The following is a 22745-nucleotide window of genomic DNA, read 5'->3' on the forward strand; positions in this document are numbered from 1 at the left end:
GGCACCACACCCCCACGGCGAGCACAGGGAGCAGCGGCACATGACGGAGCAGATCGTCGTCGGCTACGACGGGTCCGAGAACAGCGAGCGGGCCCTGGACTGGGCCGTCCGGGAGGCCGCCGCCCTCGGCGGCGAGCTCAAGGTGGTGGTCTCCATGGGGCGGCCCGTGGCCGTGGACCCCAGTCTCTACGGGCCGTTCCTGGAGGCGATCGAGGAGGAGGCGGACAAGCTGGCCGGCACCGCCGTCACCCGGGCCCGGGACGCCGGCGTCCCGGCGGTCGCCGTGGTCGAGCGCGGTGACGCGGCCGGGGTCCTGGTGCACGAGGCGGAGGGCGCCGCGGCCCTGGTGCTCGGCCGGCGCGGGCGCCGCGGCGTGCGCGGACGCCTCGGGTCGGTCACGGCCGCGGCGTCCGCGCACGCGAAGTGCCCCGTGATCGTCCTCCCGGACCGCTGGGACCCGGAGGCGAGGGCCGCCCAGGGCACGGCCGGGCCCTTCGCCGGCCGCGTGGTGGTCGGCGTGGACCGGCTCGGGCGGGACAACCCGGCCGTGCTGGCGGCCGGACGGTACGCGGTACGGCACGGCGCGGGCCTGGCGCTGATCACCGTGGTCCCGGAGGCACTGAGCATGCCGACGGGCTCCGCCGACCTGGACCGGGCCGTGCGCGAGCAGCTCACCGAGCCCGCCCAGGGGCTCGTGGACCAGGTCGCGGCGTCGGTCCGGGAGGACCACCCGGACCTGGACGTCCGGACGTTCGTCTTCTCCGGCACGCCCGCGGACCAGCTCGTGGAGGCCGGGCGGTCGGCGGAGCTCGTGGTGGTCGGCAGCCGCGGCTACGGCGGGTTCCGGGGACTGCTCATGGGCTCCGTCTCGCAGGCCGTGCTCAACGAGGGCGAGGGCCCCGTGATGGTGGTCCCGAACCGCAGGAAGGACTGACCGGTCCGCCCGCAGGAGGAGCGCCCGGCCCGGGACGGCCGCGGAACTCCTCCTCCCGGAGGTTCTCCGGACCGGGGCCGCCGGGCCATCCTGAGGACGAGCCCGCGGACCCGCCGCGGACGGAGGGGGGCGCACCGTGGACCGCAGAGGACTCGCCGGGACCGCCCTGGTCCTCGCCGCGCTCACCGGGTGCTCGGCCCCGGTGGAGGTCCCGGACCCGCCCGCCGGGTCCAACGTGCTGGACGCGGCCGGCGTCCTGACCGACGCGCAGGAGCAGGAGCTCGACGCCCTGATCGAGGACCGCAACGCGAGCACGGACGCCGCCCGCGTCGCCGTGCTCACCGTGGAGGAGACGGCCGGGTCGATCGAGGACCACGCCCGCGAGGTCGCCGCGGCCTGGGAGGTGGGCGACGCCGGGGCGGACAACGGCGTGCTCGTGGTTGCCGCCACCGAGGACCGGGAGCTGCGGATCGAGTCGGCGGACGGGGTGCGCGAGGCCTTCTCGGACGACGAGGCGCAGCGGGTGGTCGACGACGTGCTGGCGCCGGCCTTCGCGGACGGGCGCTACGCGCAGGGCCTGAACGGGGCCGTCGAGCAGATCTACACCTACGCGCAGGGCGGGGAGCCGCCGCAGGAGCCCTTCGACTGGGCCCTGCTCGGCTGGGTCGTCGGCGGCTTCGGCCTGGTCATAGCGCTGGTGGCGTGGTGGATCGTCGCAGACCTCCGCCGCCGGCGTCGGATCGCCGACGAGGAGCTCCGGGCGGCCGGGCAGCGCGACCCCGGGCTGCGGCTCACCGAGGAGCAGCGCGAGGCCTACCGGAAGTACCGCTGCCACCACCGCAAGCAGGACGCCGTGACGAACCCCGCCGTCTGGCTGCCGCTCTACCTGGCCAACCCGGGGCTGTACTCCGGCGGCCCGGGCGGAGGCACGGGCGGGGACGGACCGGGCGGCTCCTCGTTCGGCGGGGGCGGCGGCTTCACCGGCGGCGGGGCGTCCGGAAGCTACTGAGCACCCCGCGCGCGGGGGCGTGCGCCCCCGCGTGCGGGGCGGAGCCGGCCGGCCGGGGCAGAACGGCTCGGCGAAGCGGGACCGCTCAGCGAAGCGGGACCGCTCGGCGAAGCGGGACCGCTCAGGCGGGGAGGCCGCGCCGGGCGGCCACGAGGGAGAGCAGGTGCCGGTGGACCGTGGTCTCCCCGGTCAGCTCGGGGTGGAACGAGATGCCGACGACGGCGCCGCTCGCCACCGCGACCACCTGCCCCCGGTGCCGGGCGAGGACCTCGACGCCCTCGCCGACACGCGTCACCGCGGGGGCCCGGATGAAGGCCGCGCGCACGACGTCCCCGGCGCCGCCCCAGGCCAGGGTGACCTCCTCGGAGGCCGTCTGGGGGCCGAACGCGTTGCGGGCCACCGTGACGTCCAGGACCCCGAGGGACTGCTGGCCGGGGGCGGGGTCCTCGATGCCCGTGGAGAGCAGGATCAGCCCGGCGCACGTGCCCAGTGTGGGAAGGCCGCCGAGGACGGCCTCCCGCAGCGGCTCCCGCAGCCCGAACAGGCGCAGCAGCCGGTCCACGGTGGAGGACTCCCCGCCGGGCAGCACGATCGCGTCCAGCCCGGCGAGCTGCTCGGCCGTCTTCACGAGCACGGGCTCGGCGCCGAGCTCCTGCAGCATCGCGGCGTGCTCGGCGACCCCGCCCTGCAGGGCGAGGACGCCGACGCGGGGCGCGGAACTCACCAGCCGCGCTCCGCGAGCCGGTGCGGGGCCGGGAGGTCGCCCACGTTGATGCCGACCATCGCCTCGCCGAGCCCGCGGGAGGCCTCGGCGATCTTCTCCGGGTCGTCGAAGTAGGCGGTGGCCTTCACGATGGCCTGGGCGCGGGCCGCGGGGTTGCCGGACTTGAAGATCCCGGAGCCCACGAACACGCCGTCGGCGCCGAGCTGCATCATCATGGCGGCGTCCGCGGGGGTGGCCACGCCGCCGGCGGTGAACAGCACGACCGGCAGCTTCCCGGTGCGGGCGACCTCGAGGACGATGTCGTAGGGGGCCGCGAGCTCCTTCGCCTTCACGTACAGGGCGTCGGGGGAGACCTTGTAGAGGGCCTGCAGCTCGGCGATCTGCCCGCGGATGGTGCGGATGTGCTTGGTGGCCTCGGAGACGTCGCCGGTGCCGGCCTCGCCCTTCGAGCGGATCATGGCGGCGCCCTCGGCGAGCCGGCGCAGGGCCTCGCCCAGGTTGGTGGCCCCGCACACGAACGGGACGGTGAAGCGCTGCTTGTCGATGTGGTTGACGTAGTCGGCGGGGGAGAGCACCTCGGACTCGTCGATGTAGTCGACCTTCAGGTGCTCGAGCACCTGGGCCTCCACGAAGTGGCCGATGCGCACCTTCGCCATGACGGGGATGGAGACGGCGGCCTGGATGCCCTCGATCAGGTCGGGGTCGGACATGCGGGCCACGCCGCCCTGCGCGCGGATGTCCGCGGGCACGCGCTCGAGGGCCATGACGGCCACGGCGCCGGCGTCCTCGGCGATGCGGGCCTGCTCGGCGGTGACGACGTCCATGATGACGCCGCCCTTGAGCATGTCGGCGAGTCCGCGCTTGACGAGCGGGGAGCCGGTCAGCGGGGTCGCGTCCGAGGCGGCGCCGCGGGCGGTGTCGTGGGCGGGGGTCTGGGCAGGGGTGGTCTGCAGATCGGTCATGGAGTCCATCCTCCGTTCCGGAGTGGTCCATCGACAGGTCCACCATCGATAGAATCTGTTGGACCACCGAACATCCTGCGGAGACCTGCGGGAGAGAGGAGCCGGCCCGTGCGGCACCCCCACGACGTGGAGCTGCCCGTGCGCGTGGACCGGGCCGACCCCGCGCCCCTGCCCGCGCAGCTCGTCCAGCAGCTGCGGGAGCTGGTGGTCTCCGGGGCCCTGCGCCCCGGGGACCCGCTGCCCTCCACGCGCGGGCTCGCCGCCCGGCTGGGGATCTCGCGCGGCTCCGTGGTCACCGCCTACGACCAGCTCCACGGCGAGGGCTACCTGCACGCGACCAACGGGGCCACGGTGGTCCACCCCGACCTGGCGCGCTCCCGGGCGGAGCCCCCGGCCGCCCGCACCGGCCCCCGCCCGCCCGTGGCGCGGCCGCGCCGGGCCCGCGAGCGGCCCATGATCGACCTCACGCCCGGGCGGCCCGACACCGGGCGGCTGGCCACCCCGCAGTGGCGCGCCGCGTGGCGGGACGCCGCGGCCGCCGCCGGGACGGGCGCGCCCCCGCCCCAGGGCTCGGAGCCGCTGCGCGAGCAGATCGCCGAGCACCTGCGGCTGATGCGCGGCGTGGTCCGGGACCCCGGGGACCTCTTCGTCACGGCGGGCGCGCGGGACGGGCTCCAGCTGCTGCTCGCGGTGCTCGGCGGCCACGCGGGCCGCGGGCTGCGGGTCGCCGTCGAGGACCCCGGCTACCCCTCGCTGCGCCGGGTGCCGCAGCGGCTCGGCCACGAGGTGCTGCCCGTGCCGATCGACGACCAGGGGCTCGACCCCGCCCGGCTGCCGTCCGGCGCCTGGGCCGGCCCGGGGGAGTGGGAGATCGAGCGCCCCCCGGACGCCGTGATCGTGACCCCCAGCCACCAGTACCCCCTCGGCGCGTCGATGCCCGCCGCCCGCCGGCTCGAGCTGCTCGGCTGGGCGCGCGCCCACGACGCGCTGATCGTGGAGGACGACTACGACTCCGAGCTGCGCTACGTGGGCGAGCCGCTCCCGGCGCTGTCCTCCCTCGACCACGCCCCGGGCGCCGCCCCGGAGCCGCCCGCCCCGGGGCGGCTGCTCGGCGCCGGCGGCCACGTGGCCACGCTGGGCTCCTTCACCAAGGTCCTCGCGCCCGGGCTGGGGGTCGGCTACCTGCTGGCCCCGCCGGCCCTCCGGGAGGAGCTGCTGCGGCTGCGCACGGACCTGGGCAACCCCGCCTCCGCGGTCGCCCAGGACGCCATGGCCCGGTTCCTGGCCGAGGGCGGGCTGCGCCGGCACACCGCCCGGATGCGGCGGGAGTACCGGCGCCGGCGGGACCTGCTCACCGCGGCCCTCGCGGGCGTCCGCGGGGTGCGGGCCGTGCCCATGGACGGCGGGCTGCACGCCGTCCTCGAGTTCACGGGGGAGGTGCCGTTCGAGGAGCAGGACGTCGTGGACCGGGCCGCGGCCGCGGGCGTGCGGGTGGCGGCGCTGGGCTCGTACTGGGCGCACGGCGCGCGGGGCGCCCGCCGCGGCGTCGTCGTCGGCTTCGGCGCCACCGGCGCCGCCCCGCAGGGGGAAGCCCTGCCGGACGCCCTCGCCGTGCTGGCCCGGGTGCTCTCGGCGCCCGGCCGCGGCTCCGGTCGCTAGACTGACCCGGGCCCTGCGGGCCGTTCCGCCCGGGCCTTCCCGCCCGCACGTCCTCCCGAAAGGCGCACCGTGAACCCCGACCCGAGCACCGGCATCCACCGCGACCTGTTCGCGCCCACGCTGCTGCGCGCGCTCGTGGCCCTGGTCCTCGGCGCCGTGACCGTGTTCTGGCAGGAGCCGACGCTGGCCGTGGTGACCTGGGGCGTGGGGCTCTACCTCGTGCTCACGGGGGCCGCGAGCGTGTTCCTGCAGCTGCGGCTCAACGGCAACGACGCCGTGGACCTGGGCCCCGCCCGGCAGGTCCCGCAGTCCTACGGCGTGCTGTACCTGCTGGGCGGGATCTTCACGGTCCTCGGCGCCGACAGCCCCGCGTGGCTCGTGGTCTACGCGGCGTCCGTCATGGGCCTGGCCGGGCTCACGGAGCTGGCCCTCGGGCTGCGGTTCCGCACGAGCTTCCCCCTGGGCCGCGACTGGACCATCGCCGGGCTCGTCACGGTCCTCGCCGCCACCGGCCTCGTGCTCGTGGTGGACCTCGGCGCCAAGGCCCTCTTCGGGGTGGTGGGGGCCGCCGCGGTGGTCATCGGCGTCACCCACCTGCTGGCCGCCCTGACCCTCCGGCACGAGGACCGCCGGGGACGGGCTCCCGCCGGGACCGCGTAGACTGGGCTACCGCACGGCAGGCCCCGTCCTGCCGAGGACACCAGCTCACGAGGAGGACCAGTGGCACAGCGCAAGGGCTCGAGAGGCGGCTCCCGGGCCGACGTCAAGGGCCCCCTGATCCTGTCCGCCGTGCTCGCGGCGATCGCGTTCGTCGCCGTGGGGATCTTCGCCAGCGGCGGCACGGACAACGCCCTGCGCCTGGACCTCGCCTTCATCGCCGCCGGCATCGTGTTCATCGTGACGCTCGTGATCAGCGCCACGCTGATGATCGTCGAGAAGCCCAACGACCCCCACCTCGGCGAGGGCACGGGCGTCAACCGCTCCTCGGCCAAGCTCTACGCCGAGGCCCGGGCCCGCCGGCAGGCGGCCGCACGGCCCGCCGGCGAGGCCGAGTTCGGCCAGCGCGTCCGGCCCGACACCGAGGGCGAGGACCTCCTCGGCCGGCGCTCCGCCGATGGCGCCGCACCGGACGACGGACCCGCGCGGGCGGACGACGGCGGCCCCGCGGGCGGCCGCGGCCCGGCGCACGGGCCGGACGGCGACGACGGCCCCGCCCCGCGCGCCTGAGGCCACGCTCGCGCCGCTCCGCCCGCCCGGGGCCCCGGCGAAGCCTGTTGCCGCCGGGCGGGCCTGTTGCCGCCGGGCGTCCGCTCGATAGATTGGACGGCACCTGAGCAGCAGGGCCGGCCCCCGTGCCCTGCTCGAGACCGGACGACGGGAACCAGCATGAGCCAGCAACCGGAACCGCCCACCGAGGGCGACGCGGAGTTCGAGCAGAAGGTCCAGCAGCGGATGGCCGACCAGCAGGAGGACGGTCCCGACCAGGACCCCGTGGACGTGGCGCAGGAGGACTACAAGTCCGAGGTGCCGGAGCTCCCGGAGAACGAGGAGAGCCCGGTCGACCCCGGCCAGGCCGGCGCCTGAGCAGCACCTCGCACGGACGACGACGCCCCGGGGCGGACCAGGAGGTCCGCCCCGGGGCGTCGTCGCGTCGGGAGGCCCCGGCTCAGCGGCCGAAGCCGCGCAGCCGCAGGGAGTTCAGCACCACGAACACGGAGCTGAAGGCCATGGCGGCGCCCGCGATCACGGGGTTGAGCAGGCCCGCGGCCGCCACGGGGACGGCCACCGTGTTGTAGGCGAAGGCCCAGAACAGGTTCGACTTGATGATCGACAGGGTCCGGCGGGACAGGGCGATGGCCGTGGGGACCGAGCCGACGTCGCTGCGCACCACGGTGATGTCCGCGGCCTCGATCGCCGCGTCCGTGCCGGCGCCCATCGCGATCCCGAGGTCGGCCTGTGCCAGGGCCGCGGCGTCGTTGACGCCGTCGCCCACCATGGCGACCACGCGGCCGTCGTCCTGGAGGTCGCGGACCACCGCGACCTTGCCCTCCGGGCTGACGTCCGCGACGGCGTCCTCGGCGGCGATGCCGGCCTCGGCGGCGACGGCCCGCGCCACGGGCTCGTTGTCGCCGGTCAGCAGCATGGGCCGCAGCCCCAGCTCCTTGAGCCGCGCGATCGCCGCCCGGGCGTCGTCCTTGACGGTGTCGCGCAGGTCCACGAAACCGACCAGGGCCCCGTCGACGGCCACGAGGATCGTGGTGAACCCGCCCTCCTGGGCCCGGCGCAGCGCGTCGAGCTGCGCGCCGTCCAGGCGCACGCCGTTCTCGGCCAGCCAGGTGGTGCGCCCGACCACCACCGAGCGGGAGTGCATCCCGTCCGTCACGTGCGCGCGCACGCCGCCGCCGGGGGCCGAGACGAACCCGGAGACCGGGAACCGGTGCGGGGTGGCCGCGGCCACGGCTCGGGCGATGGGGTGCTCGGAGTGCTGCTCCACGGTGGCCGCGAGGTCCAGCACCTGGTCCCGGGAGTACCCGGACACGGGCGTCACCGCCGCGACGGAGAGCTGGCCGCTCGTGACGGTGCCCGTCTTGTCGAGCACCACGGTGTCCACCGTGCGGGTGTCCTCGAGCACCTCGGCGCCCTTGATCAGGATGCCCAGCTGCGCGCCCCGGCCCGTGCCGGTGAGCAGGGCCGTGGGAGTGGCCAGGCCCAGGGCGCAGGGGCAGGCGATCACGAGCACGGAGACCGCGGCCACGAAGGCCGCGTTGACGTCCCCGGTCAGCAGCAGCCAGCCGATCAGCGTGGCCAGGGCGAGCACCAGGACGATCGGGACGAAGACCCCGGAGATCCGGTCGGCCAGACGGGCCACAGGGGCCTTGCTCGACTGGGCCCGGGCCACCATCCGGCCCATCTGGGCCAGGGTGGTGTCGGAGCCCACGCGGGTCGCCTCGACCAGCAGGCGGCCGTTGGTGTTGATCGTGGCGCCGGTGACGGTGTCGCCGACCTCGACCTCCACGGGCAGGGACTCGCCGGTGAGCAGGGAGGTGTCCACGGCCGAGCGGCCGTCCACGACCACGCCGTCGGCGGCGATCTTCTCGCCGGGACGCACCACGATCAGGTCCCCCGGGCGCAGCTGCTCCGCGGGCAGGTCGGTCTCGACACCGTCCCGCAGGACCACCGCGTCCTTCGCGCCGAGCTCCAGCAGCGCGCGCAGCGCCTCGCCGGAGCGCGCCTTCGCCCGGGCCTCCAGATAGCGGCCCAGCAGCAGGAACGCGGTGACGAGGGCCCCGGTCTCGAAGTAGAGCTGGTGCCCGCTCATGTCCATCGCGTGGCCGAGCATCGCGCCGGCCGTCATGCCGGGCTCCCGCAGCAGGTTCCACAGCGAGAACAGGTACGCGGCGGACACGCCCAGGGACACGAGGGTGTCCATGGTGGAGGTCAGGTGCCGGGCGTTGATCGCCGCCGAGCGGTGGAACGGCCACGCCGCCCACGTGACGACCGGCAGGCTCAGCACCGCGACCACCCAGCCCCAGTGCGGGAACTGGAAGCCGGGCAGCATCGAGATCACGAACACCGGGACCGAGAACGCGGCCGCCACGAGCAGGCGCCGGCGCAGGGACTCGGGCGAGCGCAGCGACGACGCCTCCCGCCCCGCGACCCTCGTCATGGCGTCGGGGCCGTCCGCGGCCGCCTCGTCGTCGTCCCCGGGCGCGTTCCTGAGGGTGGCGCCGTAGCCGGCCTTCTCGACCGTCTCGACGACCTGCTCGTCGCTCACGCCCGCGGGAACGTGGACGGTGGCGGTCTCGAGGGCGAGGTTGACGGACGCGTCGACGCCCTCGAGCTTGCCCAGCTTCTTCTCGACCCGGCTGACGCACGAGGAGCACGTCATGCCGGTGATCTCGAGCTCGAGGGTGCGCAGGGGCCCGGCGACCTCGGTGGGGACGGGTGTGCGGGTCTCAGGCAACGGTGTACCCCGCTTCCTCGACGGCCTCCCTGATCTCGTCCTCCGACAGCTCGCGGGAAGTGGTCAGGACGACGGGGGAGACCCCGCCGGCCACGAGGTCGACGTCGACGGACTCGACGCCCTCCAGCTCGGTGAGCTCCTCGGTGACGGACATGACGCAGTGGCCGCAGGTCATGCCGGAAACGTTGACGGTGGTCTGCACGATGTTCTCCTCGGTGGGCAGGTCGGTTCGGTGGAGTGGTTCGGTCGGTCCGGTGCGCCGGTCCGGGTCAGCTCTTGAGCAGGCGGGCGATGGCCGCGGACGCCTCCTGGAGCTTGTCGTCGATGCTGGCGGCGTCCCCGGACTCCTGGGCGGCCTCGACGGCGCCGACCACGCAGTGGTTCAGGTGCTCGTCCAGCAGGCCCAGGCTCACGGCCTTGAGGGCGGACTGGATCGCGGAGACCTGGGTGAGGATGTCGATGCAGTACTTGTCCTCCTCGACCATCCGGTGGATGCCGCGGACCTGTCCCTCGATGCGGCGCAGCCGCTTGAGCCAGGCATCCTTGTCGTGGCTGTACCCGTGCGGCGGCAGGGTCTGCGTCATGAGCTCCTCCTCGGTCGTCCCGCCCCCACTGTATACCCCTTGGGGGTATAGATCCACCCCGGTGCCGGCGCGTCGCCGCAGGTGTGCGAATCTTGAGGCATGGCTTCACTGATCGAGGACTACGCCCTGCTCTCGAACATGCGCACGGGTCCGCTGGTCTCCCGCACCGGGTCCATCGACTGGCTGTGCGCTCCCCGGTTCGACTCCCCCTCGGTCTTCGGCGCCCTGCTCGGGGAGGCCGACCACGGACGGTGGCTGCTCGCCCCCGCGTGCACGGTCGTGGAGGGGGAGGACGGGGAGGTCCTCGACGAGGACGAGGGCGGCGCCCAGGTCGCCGAACGGTTCTACGTGGAGAACACGTTCGTGCTGCAGACCGTGTGGGTCACCGACTCCGGCTCCGTGCGCGTGACCGACTTCCTCCCGCTGACCTCCCGCACGGACGTGGTCCGCCGTGTCGAGGGCCTCACGGGGGAGGTCGAGATGTACCACGAGCTGCGGGTGCGCTTCGGCTACGGCGCCGTGGTCCCCTGGGTCAGCCGCTTCGAGGGGGAGGCGGACCCCGGCGGCGGCGACGCCGCCCCGCCCATGCTCGTGGCCATGGCCGGCCCGGACGCCCTCGTGCTGCGCGGGGAGCCCCTGCCCGAGTCCACGGACGACGACGACCAGCGCCGCCACCGCGGCACCTTCACCGTCTCCGCCGGTCAGGCACGGGACTTCGTCCTCACCCACTTCCCGTCCCACCGCACGCCCCCGGCGCCCATCGACGTCAACGAGCAGCTCACCCGCACCGTGGAGCTGTGGCAGGAGTGGTCCGGGCTGTACTCCCCGCCGGCCGTGGAGGGGGAGGAGCCGGTGCACATCGTCCCGGTCCGCGGCCACGCGGTGGCCCGGCGCTCGGACGTGGTCCGGCGCTCGCTGCTCGTGGTGCGGGCCCTGATGCACCAGGAGACGGGCGGGCTCGTGGCCGCCCCCACCACGTCCCTGCCGGACGTGGTGGGCGGGGAGCGCAACTGGGACCACCGCTTCGCCTGGCTGCGGGACGCCGCGATGGCCCTCGAGGTCATGCTCGACCACGACCACGACCGCGAGGCCGCGCAGCTGCGCAACTGGCTGCTGCGCGCCGTGGCGGGGGATCCGCACGACCTGCAGAACATCTACGGGGTCGCCGGGGAGCGCCGCGGGCGGGAGCACCAGCTCGACCTGCCCGGCTACGAGCGCTCCCGGCCGGTCCGCGAGGGCAACGGCGCCGCGGGCCAGCACCAGTCCGACGCCGTGGGCCACGTCATGGTGGTCTTCGAGCGGCTCCGCCGCCGCGGCGCCGTGGAGGACCACCTCTCCTGGCCCCTGCAGCAGGCGATGCTGCGCTCGGTCGTGGACAACTACGAGGTCACGGACCAGGGCCTCTGGGAGATGCGCGGCGAGCGGCAGTACTACACGCACTCGCGCGTGCTGATGTGGGCGGCCCTCCAGTGCGGCGTGGACGCGGTGCGCGTGCACGGCCTGCCCGGCGACGCGCAGCTCTGGGAGCAGCTGCGGGACGCGCTCGCCGAGGAGATCTGGACCAGCGGCTACGACCCCGAGGTCGGCTCCTTCGTGCAGTACTACGGGTCGAAGACCGTGGACGCCTCCCTGCTCCAGCTGCCGCAGGTCGGGTTCGTGGCCTACGACGACGAGCGGATGCTCGGGACCGTGCGGCGGATCGAGGAGGAGCTGCGCCACCCCGGCGGACTGATCCACCGCTACCGCAACGTCCTGGGGCCGGTGGACCCGGACGACCCCGACGCGTACTCCGGGGTCATCGGGGTGGACGGCTTCCCCGGCCAGGACAACCCGCACCTCGGCGCGTCCCTGTGGCTGGCCGCCCAGTACGCGCGCTCGGGCCGCACGGACAGCGCCCGCAAGCTCGTGGACCTCGTGCTGTCCCGCGCCAACGACCTCGGGCTGCTCTCCACCGAGTGGTCGCCCGAGCAGCGCCGGATGACCGGCAACTTCCCCCAGACCTTCACCCACCTCGCCCTCGTCCAGGCCCTGGACGCGCTCGACGCCGCCCAGGGGCGCCGGACGCCGGCCGAGCAGCACGGGAGCACGGGGGAGCCCGCGCCGGACCTGAGCGGGGCGTCCGCGGCCGGGGCGTCGTGAGCCACGCGGCTCCCGTCGACTGGCGGTCCTCGCCGGCGGTCCGGATCGGGCTGTCCGTGGCCGTGGCCACCGGGCTGTACGGCATCTCCTTCGGGGCCCTGTCCGTGGCGGCCGGGCTGAGCTTCTGGCAGACCGTAGCCCTGTCCGCGCTCATGTTCACGGGCGGCTCCCAGTTCGCCTTCATCGGCGTGGTCTCGGGCGGTGGCGCCGGGGCCTCGGCGCTGGGGGCGGCGACCCTGCTGGGGGTCCGCAACGCCGTCTACGGGATGAACATGAACGCCCTGGTCCGCCCGCGCGGCTGGCGCCGGCTTCTCGCCGCGCACGTGACCATCGACGAGTCCAACGCGGCCGCCTCCTCCCAGGTCCATCCGGTCGAGGAGCGGCGGGGGTTCTGGACCGCGGGCCTCGGCGTGTTCGTGCTCTGGAACCTGTTCACCGTGCTGGGCGCCCTGCTCGGCAACGCCCTGGGCGATCCCGCCCGCTGGGGTCTGGACGGGGCCGCGGTCGCCGCGTTCCTGGGCCTGCTGTGGCCGCGGCTGAGCGCCCGGGAGCCCGTGGCGGTCGCGGTGGTCTGCGGTCTCGTCACGGCCCTGACCATCCCGGTGCTGCCGGCGGGGCTGCCGATCCTCGTGGCCGCCGTGGTCGCGGCGTTCCTGGGCCGCTCGCGCGGCGCCGGCCCGGCCGGGGCCGCCTCCGGCCCCGGCGGGCAGGAGGCGGGGGCATGAGCATGTGGTTCTGGGTGCTCGGGGCGTGCGCGCTCGCCTACGCCCTGAAGCTCGTCGGCTACCTCGTGCCGGACCGGGTGCTGGACGACCCGCGCGTGGGGCGCATGGCGGGCACCGTCACGGTGGGCCTGCTCGCCGCGCTCGTGGTCATGAACGCGTTCGGCTCCGGCCAGGCCCTGGCCCTCGACGCCCGGCTGGGCGCGCTGCTCGTGGCGGGGCTCGCGCTCGTGCTGCGGGCGCCGTTCCTCGTGGTCGTCGTGCTGGGGGCGGTCGCGGCCGCCGTGCTCCGGCTGCTCGGCGCCCCCTGAGCCCGCGCCGCGGCAGGGCGGCCCGACCGGCCGGCGCACCCCGCCGCCCCGTCGTACTGCGTAGTTCCCAAGTGCGCGGCGGCCGGGGCCACGGGCGCGGTCAGGCGGTGCTCGGCAGGACGTTGTGGTTGAGCCGGAACAGGTTGGCGGGGTCGTAGCGGTCCTTCAGCTCCACGAGCCGCCGGTGCGTCCGCTCCCCGTAGGCCTCCCGTGCCGCCTCGGGGGTGACCGGGCCGTGCTCGGCGCCGAGGAAGTTCACGTACTGCCCGGCGTCGGCGAACGGCGCCACGGCGGCGTGCACGCGGCGGGCGAACGCCGTGAGGCGGGCGTCCTCGGCGGCGTCCGGCCAGTAGCCGTAGACGTTGAGCCAGTACCGCGCGGACCGGTTGGGAAAGGCGGTGGCCCCGGCGGGGACCCGCCCGAAGAACCCCTCCATGTGGTGGATGTCGATGCCCGTGCCGAACCAGGTGATCTCCGAGGCCACGCCGAGCAGGGCGTCGACCACTTCGTCGTCCAGGCGGGAGAAGGAGGCGTTCTTCCAGTACGCGCGCGCGCCCTTCGGGAAGAGCTCGTCCATGGCCGCCTGCCACTCGGTCCACTGCACCGGGCCGACCTCCTCCTCGTCCGGCGGGGCGTCGGCCCGCAGCCGCTCGGCCAGCCGCAGGCCCTCGGCGTGGTCGGGTGACATCCACGCGAAGGCGATGATCAGCCAGGGCTCGTCGCCCATCCCGAAGCTGGGCGGCAGCCGGAGGATCGAGACGATGCCGTTCATCTCGTCCGGCAGGTCGGCCGTCCAGCGCGCGAAGGCCTGCAGGGCCGTGCGCCACTTCTCGGGCCGGTAGAACAGGTTCCCGCCCAGCACGGACGGGGGCAGCTCCCGGGCGCGGAAGGTGAAGGAGGACACCACCCCGAAGTTGCCGCCGCCGCCGCGGATGCCCCAGAACAGGTCCGGGTTGTGCTCCGCATCGGCGTGCAGGTGCTCCCGGGTCCCGGTGATCACCTCGGCGTGCACGAGGTTGTCGAGGCTCAGGCCGTCGCTGCGGGTCAGCCAGCCCACACCGCCGCCGAGGGTCAGCCCCGCGACGCCGGTGGCGCTCACCACGCCGAGGGGCACCGCCAGCCCGTGCGGCACGGTGGCGCGGTCGACGTCCGCGAGGGTGGCACCGGGCTCGACCGTCACGAGACGGGTCCCGGGATCCACATGGACCCCGCGCAGCGCGCCGAGGTCCAGGACCAGTCCGCCCTCCACGGTGCCGTGGCCGGTCACGCCGTGCCCGCCGCCGCGGACGGCCAGCGGCAGGCCCGTGTGCTGGGCGGCGGCCAGCACCGGGTCGATGTCGGACACGGCGCCGGCCCGCACGATCGCGCGCGGCCGCACGTCCACCATGCCGTTCCAGACCCGTCTCGCCTCGTCGTAGAGCGGGTCGTCGGGCTCGACGAGCGTCCCCGTCAGGTGGTTGCGCAGCTTCTCGAGCTCGCGGGCGGTCTCGTGGTCTTGGTCCCCGCGGTCCACGGCGTTCATGGGATCGGCTTCCTGTGGGCGGGGCGCGTCCCCCGGGCTGCTGCTCGTGCCCGGCGGCGGTGCGCGGACCGTCGCCGGCGGTGCCGGAAGGGTCACGGGCGGACTCGGAGCGGTCCGGGCGTTCGGCCCCGCCGGGGCTGGGGTTCCGGTGGGGGAGGCGGAACGGCACAGGGTGCTGTTCCCCCAGCGTAGGAGCGTCCGCGGCGCGGCACAACGGGGCGGCCACAACGGTCCGGGCAGCGTTCCGCCGGTCAGGAGCCCAGCGGAGGAGCGTCCCCGGGCGCGGCCGGTCCGGTGCTCAGGCCAGCGGCAGCACCGGCGGAATGATCCCGTCCTCCACGGCCCGCTTGTAGAGCTCGAGCTTGGTGCGGGCCGGGCGCTCCACCAGCGCGTACTTGCGGCGGATCCGCTTGAGGTGCTCCTCCACCGTGGACTCCGCGATCTGCAGCCGCCCGGCCACCTCCTGCTCCTGGAGACCGTCCACGTAGAGGGCGAGCACCTCGCGCTCCCGGGCGGAGAGCTTCGCCGGGGCCCTGCTGGGCAGCTCGACCAGGGCCGACTGGAGCAGGTCGCTCACGAAGTGGCCCAGCTGGCGGGAGAGGCGCATGGTCCGGAAGACGGTCCTGATGGGCTCGCACTTGCCCACGGCACCGGACGCCCCGCAGGCGAACGCGGAGCGGACCCGGGCGAGGTCGTCCGGCGGCACCAGCACGACCACGGTGTGCTCCCGTCCGATGAGGTCCGTGACGTTCTGCACGAGGCTGCGGCCGTCCAGGGTGTTCAGGCTCAGCAGCACCACCATCTCCTCCGCGGGGCTCTGCGCGAGGAACTCCGGGACGCTCGCGGCCACCGCGCTCACCCGCACGCCGTGCTCGGGGTGCTCGACGGACTCGCGCTGGAGCGCGATGCGCGTCATGGGCTGGGGGCTGATGACGGCTGCATTCAACATGGTGGGACTCCTCGACGTCTCCCGCGGTGCGGTGCGCGGGATCTCCGGGGCCGGGGATCGACGGCCCGTTCCGGCGGCGGGAGGACCGAGTGCCCGGGCGGACCCGGCGTCCGCCCGGCACATGCCTTCGGAGGAATATGCGGTGGTGCGTCAGGGGGGTCCCAGGGCTCGTGGTCCTCCGGGCGGTCGCCGCCGGGGGAGATGGTGCACTGTGTTCCTCCACAGTGGCGGACCCGCCCGCGCGCGGGCAAGGGGATTCCGTGCGGACCCGGAACCTCGCACACCGGATCCCGACCGGGCGGGACCCGGCCGGGGCGGCCCTTTCCGGTCCGGGCGGGGCCGCCCGTGCCGGGGACGGGCGGAGGAGGGCCCGGCTGGAAGAATGGGGGAGCACGCATCGGTCGAGGAAAGGTCCGTTCCGTCATGCCCATCGACGTACTTCTCGGACCGGTCGGCCCGGTCCGCCTCCCCGGCGGGGCGCACGAGATCGGCCGGCTCCTCGGGGAGCTCTCCCTGCGCGGGGTCGACGCACGGCTCGTCGACCCGGCCGGCGAGCCCGGGCCCGCGGCGCCCTCCCCGGACCACCCCGAGCCCGGGGACGAAGCTCTCGGGACGCCTCCCGAGGCGGACGCGCTCCTGCTGTTCGGGCCCGGGGCCGACGCGCCCGCGGACGACGCCCGGCTCGGCCACTGGCTCGACCGCGCACGGGCCGCGGCGGCGGCCGGGCGGCCCGTCGTCATCAGCGGTCTCGTCCTCCGCGCCGGGGCGGTTCCGGAGGAGCCCGTGCGCCGGCTGCTCTCGACCGCCTCCCTCGTGGGCCTGCAGGACGAGGCGTCCCTGGCGGTGGCCTGCCGGCTGTGCCCCGAGCACCCCGGCCTGCGCGTCGGCCGGCAGGACGACCTCCTCCTGCCGGGGCCCGCCGGCCCGCAGGGGGCGCCGGGCGGGCCGGCCGCACAGCGGCAGGAGGCGGACGGGGCGGCGCCGCCGCGGATCGCCGCGGTGGTGGGGCGCCCGGGCGGCCCTTGGCCCCCCGAGGTGGCCGCTCCGGTGCTGGCCGCCCTGCTGGACGCCCTGGTGCACCGGACCGGCGGGACGGTGGCGGTCCTGGCCTGCGGCGGCACGTCCGCCGACGAGGAGTTCGCGGCGGACGTCGCGGCGCGGCTGCGGGACGACGTCCGCCGGGTCGCGCCGGCGGGGGACGGCACGGGGCCGGCCGCGCTCCGGGCGGACTGGGTCCTGACCACGTGCCCCCGCGGCGCGGTCCTCGGCTCCGCGGCGCGGGCCGTCGTGCTCCCCGTGGCGCCGGAGAAACATTCTCTGAACGGCATGGACGTCGTCCTGGGCCGCTGGGGGCTCGGCGGCGGCGCCGTGCCCCTCGCGGCGCTGCTCACCCCGGGGGACGTCGCGTGGGACACCCGTGCCGCCGTCCAGCAGTGGGCCTCGGAGGCCGTCGAGCACCGCGGGGCCGTGCGTGCCGCCCTGGCGGACGCCGAGCCGGCGGTCCGGGACGCGGCGGCCCGCTGGTGGGACGAAGTGGCCGGGGCGCTGCACGGCCGGCCGGCTCCGCCCGCTCCGGAGACGGCGGTCGCGGCGCGCGGAGTCGGCGCCCCGGTGGTGCGGGCGCTGCGCCGCCGGTACACCGTCCCCGCGGTGCCGCCCGAGCGCCCCACCGTCGCGGTCGTGCTGCGGCACCGCGGCGGTCCCGCACGTCTGCGCCGGGCCGTCGAGGACCTCCTGGCGCAGACGTTCACCGACTGGCGGCTGGTCGTGGTGGACGACGGCGGCGACCCTGCCGAGGTGGACGACGTCCTGGCGCCGCTGCGGGACGAGCTCGCGGGGCGGGTGGCGGTCCTGCACCACCGCAGGGCCCTCGGCCCCGCGGCGTCCGCCAACCGCGGGCTGCGGGCCGGGGAGTCCGAGCTCGTCGTCCGGCACGACGGGACCGGGCACTGGCCTCCCACGCTGCTGCAGCGCGCCGTGGCCCACCTCGAGGACCCGCTCGTGAGCGACGACGGGGTCGTGGTGCGGACCGAGGACGCGCCCGGCTCCGCCGAGGAGGCGCCGTCCGGCCGGCCGGAACGGGGACCGGGCCGGCCGGACCGGGGAGTGCTCACCCTCACGGACGTGCTGGACGGCGACCGCACTGCGGTCGACTCGCCGTTCGTGTACCGGCGGGCGGTGCACGGCGTGCTCGGCGACCACGACGAGACCCTGGGGGCCGCGGCGGACTGGGAGTTCGTGCTCCGCTTCCTCGAGACGTTCACCGTGGGCCTGCTCCCCGCGCGCCCGCCCGGGCACAGCGAACGGATGGCAGGCGCCTCCGCCGCGCAGGACGAGCTGGTGGTGCGCGAGCGCCGCCTGCGGCAGTGGAGCGCGGAGCACGGGATCGGCCTGCCGCTCTACCTGCGCCGCGCGGCAGCCGAGGAGGCCGCCGCCCTGCACCGGCGGCTGGACGCCGCCGAGGAGCTCGCGCACGAGCTCCTCGGCGTGGTCCGGGACCAGTCCCGGCAGATCGACCGGCTGGAACGGGCCGTGGCGGAGCGGGGCTTCGTCGCCTTCTGGCGGCGTGCGTGGCGGTCCCTGCGCGGCCGCTGAGCGCCCCGGACCGGCGCGCCGGTCAGCAGGTTGCTTCCCAAATTTCTGCACCGTGTGACATGCTTCACCATCAGGTGCCCGGGCCCGGGTGCGTGCGGTCCGCCCGGGACGCACCGTTCGCGCAGTGTTCGCAGCAGATGAGGAGTCGGGGCATGGGATGGCTTGATCGACAGCACTCGGTGGCGCCACCGGGATTCAACCGCTGGCTCATACCGCCGGCAGCCCTCGCGGTCCACCTGTGCATCGGACAGGCCTACGCCACCAGCGTGTACAAGAACGCGCTGGTGGCGCACTTCGACGCGAGCCTCACCCAGATCGGCATCATCTTCTCCATCGCGATCGTCATGCTGGGGCTGTCCGCCGCCGTCTTCGGCACGTGGGTGGACACCGGCGGGCCGCGCAAGGCGATGTTCACCGCCGCGCTGCTGTGGTCCGGCGGGTTCCTGGTCGGGGCGCTCGGGATCTTCACCGAACAGCTCTGGCTCGTCTACCTGGGCTACGGGGTCATCGGCGGCATCGGGCTGGGCATCGGCTACATCTCGCCCGTCTCCACGCTGATCAAGTGGTTCCCGGACCGTCCCGGCCTCGCCACGGGCATGGCGATCATGGGCTTCGGCGGCGGCGCGCTGATCGCCAGCCCCCTCTCGGCGGCCCTGCTCAACTTCTACGACCCCGACTCCGGCACGCCGGGCTGGGTGGCGAGCGGTGACGCCGTCGGCAAGCTGTTCCTGACGCTGGCGGTCGTCTACCTCGCCTACATGCTCTTCGGGGCGTTCACCATCAGGGTCCCCGCCGCGGACTGGAAGCCCGAGGGGTTCGACCCGTCGAAGGTCAAGTCCAAGGCCCTCGTCACCAAGAACCACGTCTCGGCCCGCAACGCGATCCGCACCCGGCAGTTCTGGCTCGTGTGGATCGTGCTGTTCTGCAACGTGACCGCCGGCATCGGCATCCTCGAGCAGGCGGCCCCGATGATCCAGGACTTCTTCCGCCAGGCGGACGGCAGCTCCCTCGTGACGGTGGCCGTGGCCGGCGGCTTCGTGGGCCTGCTGTCCATCGGCAACATGGGCGGACGCTTCGTGTGGTCCACCACCTCGGACATCCTGGGCCGCAAGCGCATCTACCTGATCTACCTCGGGGTCGGGGCGGTCCTCTACACCGTGCTGGCGCTGTTCGGCTCGACCTCCACCCTGCTGTTCGTGCTGCTGGCCTTCGTGATCATCTCGTTCTACGGCGGCGGCTTCGCCACGGTGCCGGCCTATCTGCGGGACCTCTTCGGGACCTTCCAGGTGGGCGCCATCCACGGCCGCCTGCTCACGGCCTGGTCCGCGGCGGGCATCGCCGGACCCCTCATCGTCAACGCGTTCCTCGACGCCCAGGGCACTCCCGGCGAGCTCACCTCGCAGGCGTACCAGCCGGCGCTGCTGACCATGGTCGGCCTGCTGGTCGTCGGCTTCGTCGCCAACCTCCTCGTGAAGCCGGTGGACGCCAAGTACCACGAACCCGCACCGTCCGGCACCAAGGTCCACGCGAAGGAGTCCTGACATGACCAAGGCACGACTGGCACTCGGATGGGTCCTCGTCGGGGTCCCGCTCGCCTACGGAGTGACGGCGACCCTCATGCGGGTGACCGCGCTGTTCTACTGACGGGCGCACGGGGCAGGGGCGGACCATTCCGGTCCGCCCCTGCCCCGTGCGCCGGAGGTCAGCTGAGGCCCACGGCACCGCGGGGTGCGAGCCGGTGCGCCCGGACGCGGGAAGACCCGTGGCCGCTCCTGCGGCGGCGCCGGACGTCCTGGGGCGCCACGCCCGAGGAGGTCTCCGCGACCTGGCTCGGCGACGAGCTGCTCCCCGTCCCTGCCTGGACCGCGACCCACGCCGTGACCGTGGACGCCCCGCCGGAGCGGATCTGGCCCTGGCTGGCCCAGCTCGGCCAGGGCCGCGGCGGGCTCTACAGCTTCGAGCGGCTCGAGAACCTCATCGGCTGCCGGATGCGCAACACCGACCGGATCCTGCCCGAGCACCAGGACCTCTCGGCCGTCCCGTCGAGGACGTGCTGACGGACCCGCCGGGGGGCGCCGGGATCCGCCCGTTGCCCGCGGGCGGCAGCTCAGCCGGGACGGCGGCCACCGGGGGCGCCGTCGCCGGGGGAGTGCGTGCCGTGGCCCAGGAAGCCGCGCAGCAGCGCGGCCGTGCCCTCGAGGTGCGCGAGGGAGGCGGCCCGGGCGGCCGGGGCGTCCCCGGCCAGGACGGCGTCGGCGAGCTCGCGGTGCTGGCGGTCGGAGTGCTCGAGGTTGACCGGCAGCAGGGGGATCCGGTCCAGCAGGTCGCTGGCCCGCGAGCGGACCTCCGCGACGGCGCGGACCAGGCTGGGGCAGCCTCCCAGCTCCGCGACGGCGATGTGGAAGCGGGCGTCCGCGGGACGGTAGTCCTCCGGCGAGCTCTCCTCGACCTGCCGCAGGCACGCGAGCAGGTGCTCCCGGGCGGCCGCGCTGAGGGCCGCCGCCGCGGCCAGCTCCGCCGCGGCGGGCTCGACGACGGCGCGGAACACGAGCACGTCCTCGACGTCCGCGGGGTCCACCGGGGGGAGGGTCCCGTCCGGCAGGGCGGTGCGGCCGGTCACGAAGGTCCCGCCGTAGCGGCCGCGCACCACCTCCAGGACGCCGGCGGCCTGGAGCTCGTGCAGGGCCTCCCGCAGCGTGGCGCGGGAGATGCCGAGCATCGCCGCGGTCTCCCGCTCGGGCGGGAGCCGCTCGCCCCTGCGGAACAGGCCGAGACGGATCGAGTCGAGGATCCGCTCCACGGCCTCCTCGAAGGCGTTGCCCTGCCGCACGGGCCGGATGAGGGGGTGCTGGACCGGGTCGCTCACGGTGGCGCTCCTCCCTGCGGTGCGGCGGGCGCCCGCCGCACCACGGTGCCGGCGGGCCGCCCGGCGGGGTTCCGCCTAGCTGAGGTCGAGGGCGACCACGCCCACGGCGATGATCAGCGCGACGGAGACGAGGAAGCCCGCCGTCACGGCGATGAACGCCCAGGAGGGGCCCTGGCCGGAGTTCTGCGAGCGGGAGCGGTCGGAGGCGTCGGTCTGGTTCATGCTCCCCATTGTGCGTCATCCGCCCGCGGCCGTCAGCACGGCGGGCCGGGCCCCGGGGTCTTGACGGGGCGGGGGGCAGCCCACAGACTGTGACCACTCGCGCCATATGTCTGTTTTCAGACCTTTGTGGAACCCGGAGGGATCGTCCCATGCCCGACTCCCCAGCCCAGCCCGACCGCACCGACGAGTACTTCCAGCACCGCCAGCTCCGCTCCGGCGCCGCCGGCTGGGTGCTGCTCGCGGGCCTGGGCATCGCCTACGTCATCTCCGGGGACTTCTCCGGCTGGAACATCGGGCTCTCCGAGGGCGGGTGGGGCGGGCTGCTCATCGCCTTCGTGCTCATGGGCCTCATGTACACCTGCATGGTCTTCGGCCTCGCCGAGCTCTCCTCGACCCTGCCCACGGCAGGGGCCGGCTACGGCTTCGCCCGCCGCGCGCTGGGCCCGCTGGGCGGCTTCGCCACCGGGATGGCCGTGCTGATCGAGTACGCCGTGGCCCCGGCGGCGATCGCCACGTTCATCGGCGGCTACATCGAGGCGCTGGGCCTGTTCGGGATCACCAACTCCTGGCCGGTGTACCTCGTGACCTACCTCGTGTTCATGGGCATCCACATGTACGGGGTGGGCGAGGCCCTCAAGCTGATGTTCGGGATCACCGTGATCGCGGTGCTCGCGCTGGGGGTGACCGTCGTCGCGCTCGTGCCGCACTTCGACGCCGCCAACCTCTTCGACATCGTCCCGGACGACGCCGTGGGGGCGAGCACGTTCCTGCCCATGGGATACGCGGGGGCGATGGCGGCCCTGGTGTACGGGATCTGGTTCTTCCTGGCGATCGAGGGCGTGCCGCTGGCCGCCGAGGAGACCGCCGACCCCCGCCGCGACATGCCGCGCGGGATCATCGTGGCCATGGCCTTCCTGCTGGTCTCCGGGGCGCTGATGCTCGTCCTCGTCCCCGGGGCCGCGGGCTCGGAGGCGATGAGCACCTCGGACAACCCGCTGCCGGAGGCCATCCGCGCGGTCGCCGGGGCGGACAGCGTCATGGCGAACATCGTGAACTACGCGGGCCTGGCCGGGCTGGTCGCGAGCTTCTTCTCCATCATGTTCGCCTACTCGCGTCAGCTCTTCGCCCTCTCCCGGGCCGGGTACCTGCCCCGGTGGCTCTCGCTGACCGGCAAGCGCAGGACCCCGTGGGTCGCCCTCATCGTGCCGGGCACCGTCGGCTTCGTGCTGGCGGCCGTGACCGGCGACGGCGGGCTGCTCATCAACATCGCGGTGTTCGGCGCCACCGTCTCCTACGTGCTGCTGAACCTCTCCCACATCGTGCTGCGGCTGCGCGAGCCCGACCTCCCGCGCGGCTACCGCACCCCGGGCGGCGTGGTCACCACCGGCATCGCCCTGGTGCTGGCCCTCGTGGCGGTGGTCGCGACGTTCCTGGTCGACGTGCTCGCCGCGTCCATCACCGCCCTCGTGTTCGTGGTCTTCCTCGCCTACTACTGGTTCTACAGCCGGCACCGGCTGGTGGGCCACGCCCCCGAGGAGGAGTTCGCGCAGATCCGCACCGCCGAGGCGGACCTGCACTGACCA

The 22745-nt window shown here is 74.9% G+C and carries 23 protein-coding genes; 14 read left to right on the forward strand and 9 right to left on the reverse strand.

The window, feature by feature from the left end:
* The first annotated feature begins 40 nt into the window (after window positions 1-40).
* Complete coding sequence (locus tag ACPYN7_RS05180) at window positions 41-934, forward strand: universal stress protein (RefSeq protein WP_424346911.1); 894 nt, start codon at window positions 41-43, stop codon at window positions 932-934.
* Window positions 935-1070: 136 nt separating this feature from the next.
* Window positions 1071-1943, forward strand: a complete 873-nt coding sequence (locus tag ACPYN7_RS05185; RefSeq protein ID WP_424346912.1) for a TPM domain-containing protein — start codon at window positions 1071-1073, stop codon at window positions 1941-1943.
* A 121-nt stretch (window positions 1944-2064) separates the two neighbouring features.
* Here ACPYN7_RS05185 and pdxT read toward each other — a convergent pair whose 3' ends face one another.
* Window positions 2065-2667, reverse strand: coding sequence for a pyridoxal 5'-phosphate synthase glutaminase subunit PdxT (gene pdxT / locus ACPYN7_RS05190; protein ID WP_424346913.1), 603 nt, complete (start codon window positions 2665-2667; stop codon window positions 2065-2067).
* Window positions 2664-3629, reverse strand: coding sequence for a pyridoxal 5'-phosphate synthase lyase subunit PdxS (pdxS, locus tag ACPYN7_RS05195; RefSeq protein ID WP_197412676.1), 966 nt, complete (start codon window positions 3627-3629; stop codon window positions 2664-2666). Before pdxS ends, pdxT begins: the two co-directional genes overlap by 4 nt.
* A 108-nt stretch (window positions 3630-3737) precedes the next feature.
* Between pdxS and ACPYN7_RS05200 the strand changes: the two genes are divergently transcribed.
* The 4 genes from ACPYN7_RS05200 to ACPYN7_RS05215 all read left to right on the forward strand — a co-directional run bounded on the left by ACPYN7_RS05200 (window position 3738) and on the right by ACPYN7_RS05215 (window position 6872).
* Window positions 3738-5288, forward strand: coding sequence for a PLP-dependent aminotransferase family protein (locus ACPYN7_RS05200; RefSeq protein ID WP_424346914.1), 1551 nt, complete (start codon window positions 3738-3740; stop codon window positions 5286-5288).
* A 69-nt stretch (window positions 5289-5357) separates the two neighbouring features.
* Window positions 5358-5948, forward strand: coding sequence for a DUF308 domain-containing protein (locus ACPYN7_RS05205; RefSeq protein ID WP_424346915.1), 591 nt, complete (start codon window positions 5358-5360; stop codon window positions 5946-5948).
* A 60-nt stretch (window positions 5949-6008) separates the two neighbouring features.
* Entirely contained in the window at window positions 6009-6515 is a 507-nt protein-coding gene (locus tag ACPYN7_RS05210; protein WP_424346916.1) for a hypothetical protein, read from the forward strand.
* 159 nt (window positions 6516-6674) lie between these two features.
* Window positions 6675-6872 (forward strand): hypothetical protein, encoded by a 198-nt coding sequence (locus ACPYN7_RS05215; RefSeq protein ID WP_058874119.1) that lies wholly within the window; start codon window positions 6675-6677, stop codon window positions 6870-6872.
* 82 nt (window positions 6873-6954) lie between these two features.
* Here the strand turns inward: ACPYN7_RS05215 and ACPYN7_RS05220 are convergent, their stop codons facing one another.
* From ACPYN7_RS05220 to ACPYN7_RS05230, 3 genes are all read right to left on the reverse strand, one after another.
* The gene (locus tag ACPYN7_RS05220; protein ID WP_424347013.1) at window positions 6955-9177 is read right to left on the reverse strand and encodes a heavy metal translocating P-type ATPase; all 2223 of its coding nucleotides are present in this window, start codon (window positions 9175-9177) and stop codon (window positions 6955-6957) included.
* A 67-nt stretch (window positions 9178-9244) separates the two neighbouring features.
* A complete protein-coding gene (locus tag ACPYN7_RS05225) occupies window positions 9245-9454 on the reverse strand; it encodes a heavy-metal-associated domain-containing protein (RefSeq protein ID WP_082697062.1) in 210 nt (69 codons plus the stop codon).
* 67 nt (window positions 9455-9521) lie between these two features.
* The gene (locus ACPYN7_RS05230; protein ID WP_058874121.1) at window positions 9522-9836 is read right to left on the reverse strand and encodes a metal-sensitive transcriptional regulator; all 315 of its coding nucleotides are present in this window, start codon (window positions 9834-9836) and stop codon (window positions 9522-9524) included.
* 99 nt (window positions 9837-9935) lie between these two features.
* On the opposite strand from ACPYN7_RS05230, the gene ACPYN7_RS05235 reads away from it, so the two are divergent.
* The 3 genes from ACPYN7_RS05235 to ACPYN7_RS05245 are packed head-to-tail and all read left to right on the forward strand — an operon-like array spanning window position 9936 to window position 13008.
* Entirely contained in the window at window positions 9936-11975 is a 2040-nt protein-coding gene (locus ACPYN7_RS05235) for a glycoside hydrolase family 15 protein (protein ID WP_424346917.1), read from the forward strand.
* Window positions 11972-12700 carry an AzlC family ABC transporter permease gene (locus tag ACPYN7_RS05240; protein ID WP_058874123.1) on the forward strand — a complete coding sequence of 243 codons (729 nt, stop codon included), beginning with the start codon at window positions 11972-11974 and terminating at the stop codon, window positions 12698-12700. The genes ACPYN7_RS05235 and ACPYN7_RS05240 overlap by 4 nt, the downstream gene beginning before the upstream one ends.
* Window positions 12697-13008 carry an AzlD domain-containing protein gene (locus ACPYN7_RS05245; RefSeq protein ID WP_368826677.1) on the forward strand — a complete coding sequence of 104 codons (312 nt, stop codon included), beginning with the start codon at window positions 12697-12699 and terminating at the stop codon, window positions 13006-13008. Before ACPYN7_RS05240 ends, ACPYN7_RS05245 begins: the two co-directional genes overlap by 4 nt.
* 100 nt (window positions 13009-13108) lie before the next feature.
* Here ACPYN7_RS05245 and ACPYN7_RS05250 read toward each other — a convergent pair whose 3' ends face one another.
* Both ACPYN7_RS05250 and ACPYN7_RS05255 read right to left on the reverse strand, forming a co-directional pair.
* Window positions 13109-14530 carry an FAD-binding oxidoreductase gene (locus ACPYN7_RS05250; protein WP_424346918.1) on the reverse strand — a complete coding sequence of 474 codons (1422 nt, stop codon included), beginning with the start codon at window positions 14528-14530 and terminating at the stop codon, window positions 13109-13111.
* A 298-nt stretch (window positions 14531-14828) separates the two neighbouring features.
* Window positions 14829-15479, reverse strand: coding sequence for a helix-turn-helix transcriptional regulator (locus ACPYN7_RS05255; RefSeq protein WP_058874126.1), 651 nt, complete (start codon window positions 15477-15479; stop codon window positions 14829-14831).
* Window positions 15480-15902: 423 nt separating this feature from the next.
* Between ACPYN7_RS05255 and ACPYN7_RS05260 the strand changes: the two genes are divergently transcribed.
* The 4 genes from ACPYN7_RS05260 (at window position 15903) to ACPYN7_RS05275 (ending at window position 20131) form a co-directional block, all read left to right on the forward strand.
* On the forward strand, window positions 15903-18074 hold the full coding sequence (locus tag ACPYN7_RS05260; RefSeq protein WP_424346919.1) for a glycosyltransferase: 2172 nt from the start codon (window positions 15903-15905) through the stop codon (window positions 18072-18074).
* A gap of 152 nt (window positions 18075-18226) precedes the next feature.
* Window positions 18227-19615 carry an OFA family MFS transporter gene (locus ACPYN7_RS05265; protein ID WP_424346920.1) on the forward strand — a complete coding sequence of 463 codons (1389 nt, stop codon included), beginning with the start codon at window positions 18227-18229 and terminating at the stop codon, window positions 19613-19615.
* 1 nt (window position 19616) lies between these two features.
* The gene (locus ACPYN7_RS05270; RefSeq protein WP_424346921.1) at window positions 19617-19718 is read left to right on the forward strand and encodes an MFS transporter small subunit; all 102 of its coding nucleotides are present in this window, start codon (window positions 19617-19619) and stop codon (window positions 19716-19718) included.
* Window positions 19719-19951: 233 nt separating this feature from the next.
* Window positions 19952-20131: a hypothetical protein gene (locus ACPYN7_RS05275; RefSeq protein WP_424346922.1), complete on the forward strand. Its 180-nt coding sequence runs from the start codon at window positions 19952-19954 to the stop codon at window positions 20129-20131.
* 50 nt (window positions 20132-20181) lie between these two features.
* On the opposite strand, the gene ACPYN7_RS05280 is transcribed toward ACPYN7_RS05275, so the two are convergent.
* The gene (locus ACPYN7_RS05280) at window positions 20182-20940 is read right to left on the reverse strand and encodes a FadR/GntR family transcriptional regulator (protein ID WP_058874130.1); all 759 of its coding nucleotides are present in this window, start codon (window positions 20938-20940) and stop codon (window positions 20182-20184) included.
* A gap of 75 nt (window positions 20941-21015) precedes the next feature.
* A complete protein-coding gene (locus ACPYN7_RS05285) occupies window positions 21016-21162 on the reverse strand; it encodes a hypothetical protein (protein ID WP_157571373.1) in 147 nt (48 codons plus the stop codon).
* Window positions 21163-21311: 149 nt separating this feature from the next.
* Between ACPYN7_RS05285 and eat the strand changes: the two genes are divergently transcribed.
* Window positions 21312-22742 carry an ethanolamine permease gene (eat, locus tag ACPYN7_RS05290; protein WP_424346923.1) on the forward strand — a complete coding sequence of 477 codons (1431 nt, stop codon included), beginning with the start codon at window positions 21312-21314 and terminating at the stop codon, window positions 22740-22742.
* The last annotated feature ends 3 nt before the right edge of the window (window positions 22743-22745 follow it).

Source organism: Kocuria sp. CH-021 (genome assembly GCF_049716185.1).
GTDB lineage: Bacteria > Actinomycetota > Actinomycetes > Actinomycetales > Micrococcaceae > Kocuria > Kocuria cellulosilytica.

Excerpts from the sequence above, each read along its gene's own strand:
- ACPYN7_RS05270 (WP_424346921.1), top strand. The coding sequence starts at position 19,617 with ATGACCAAGGCACGACTGGCACTCGGATGGGTCCTCGTCGGGGTCCCG.
- ACPYN7_RS05220 (WP_424347013.1), bottom strand. The coding sequence starts at position 9,177 with ATGACGTGCTCCTCGTGCGTCAGCCGGGTCGAGAAGAAGCTGGGCAAG.
- pdxS (WP_197412676.1), bottom strand. The coding sequence starts at position 3,629 with ATGACCGATCTGCAGACCACCCCTGCCCAGACCCCCGCCCACGACACC.
- ACPYN7_RS05245 (WP_368826677.1), top strand. The coding sequence starts at position 12,697 with ATGAGCATGTGGTTCTGGGTGCTCGGGGCGTGCGCGCTCGCCTACGCC.
- ACPYN7_RS05265 (WP_424346920.1), top strand. The coding sequence starts at position 18,227 with ATGGGATGGCTTGATCGACAGCACTCGGTGGCGCCACCGGGATTCAAC.
- ACPYN7_RS05235 (WP_424346917.1), top strand. The coding sequence starts at position 9,936 with ATGGCTTCACTGATCGAGGACTACGCCCTGCTCTCGAACATGCGCACG.
- ACPYN7_RS05250 (WP_424346918.1), bottom strand. The coding sequence starts at position 14,530 with ATGAACGCCGTGGACCGCGGGGACCAAGACCACGAGACCGCCCGCGAG.
- ACPYN7_RS05285 (WP_157571373.1), bottom strand. The coding sequence starts at position 21,162 with ATGAACCAGACCGACGCCTCCGACCGCTCCCGCTCGCAGAACTCCGGC.
- ACPYN7_RS05180 (WP_424346911.1), top strand. The coding sequence starts at position 41 with ATGACGGAGCAGATCGTCGTCGGCTACGACGGGTCCGAGAACAGCGAG.
- ACPYN7_RS05255 (WP_058874126.1), bottom strand. The coding sequence starts at position 15,479 with ATGTTGAATGCAGCCGTCATCAGCCCCCAGCCCATGACGCGCATCGCG.
- ACPYN7_RS05215 (WP_058874119.1), top strand. The coding sequence starts at position 6,675 with ATGAGCCAGCAACCGGAACCGCCCACCGAGGGCGACGCGGAGTTCGAG.
- ACPYN7_RS05260 (WP_424346919.1), top strand. The coding sequence starts at position 15,903 with ATGCCCATCGACGTACTTCTCGGACCGGTCGGCCCGGTCCGCCTCCCC.
- eat (WP_424346923.1), top strand. The coding sequence starts at position 21,312 with ATGCCCGACTCCCCAGCCCAGCCCGACCGCACCGACGAGTACTTCCAG.
- ACPYN7_RS05230 (WP_058874121.1), bottom strand. The coding sequence starts at position 9,836 with ATGACGCAGACCCTGCCGCCGCACGGGTACAGCCACGACAAGGATGCC.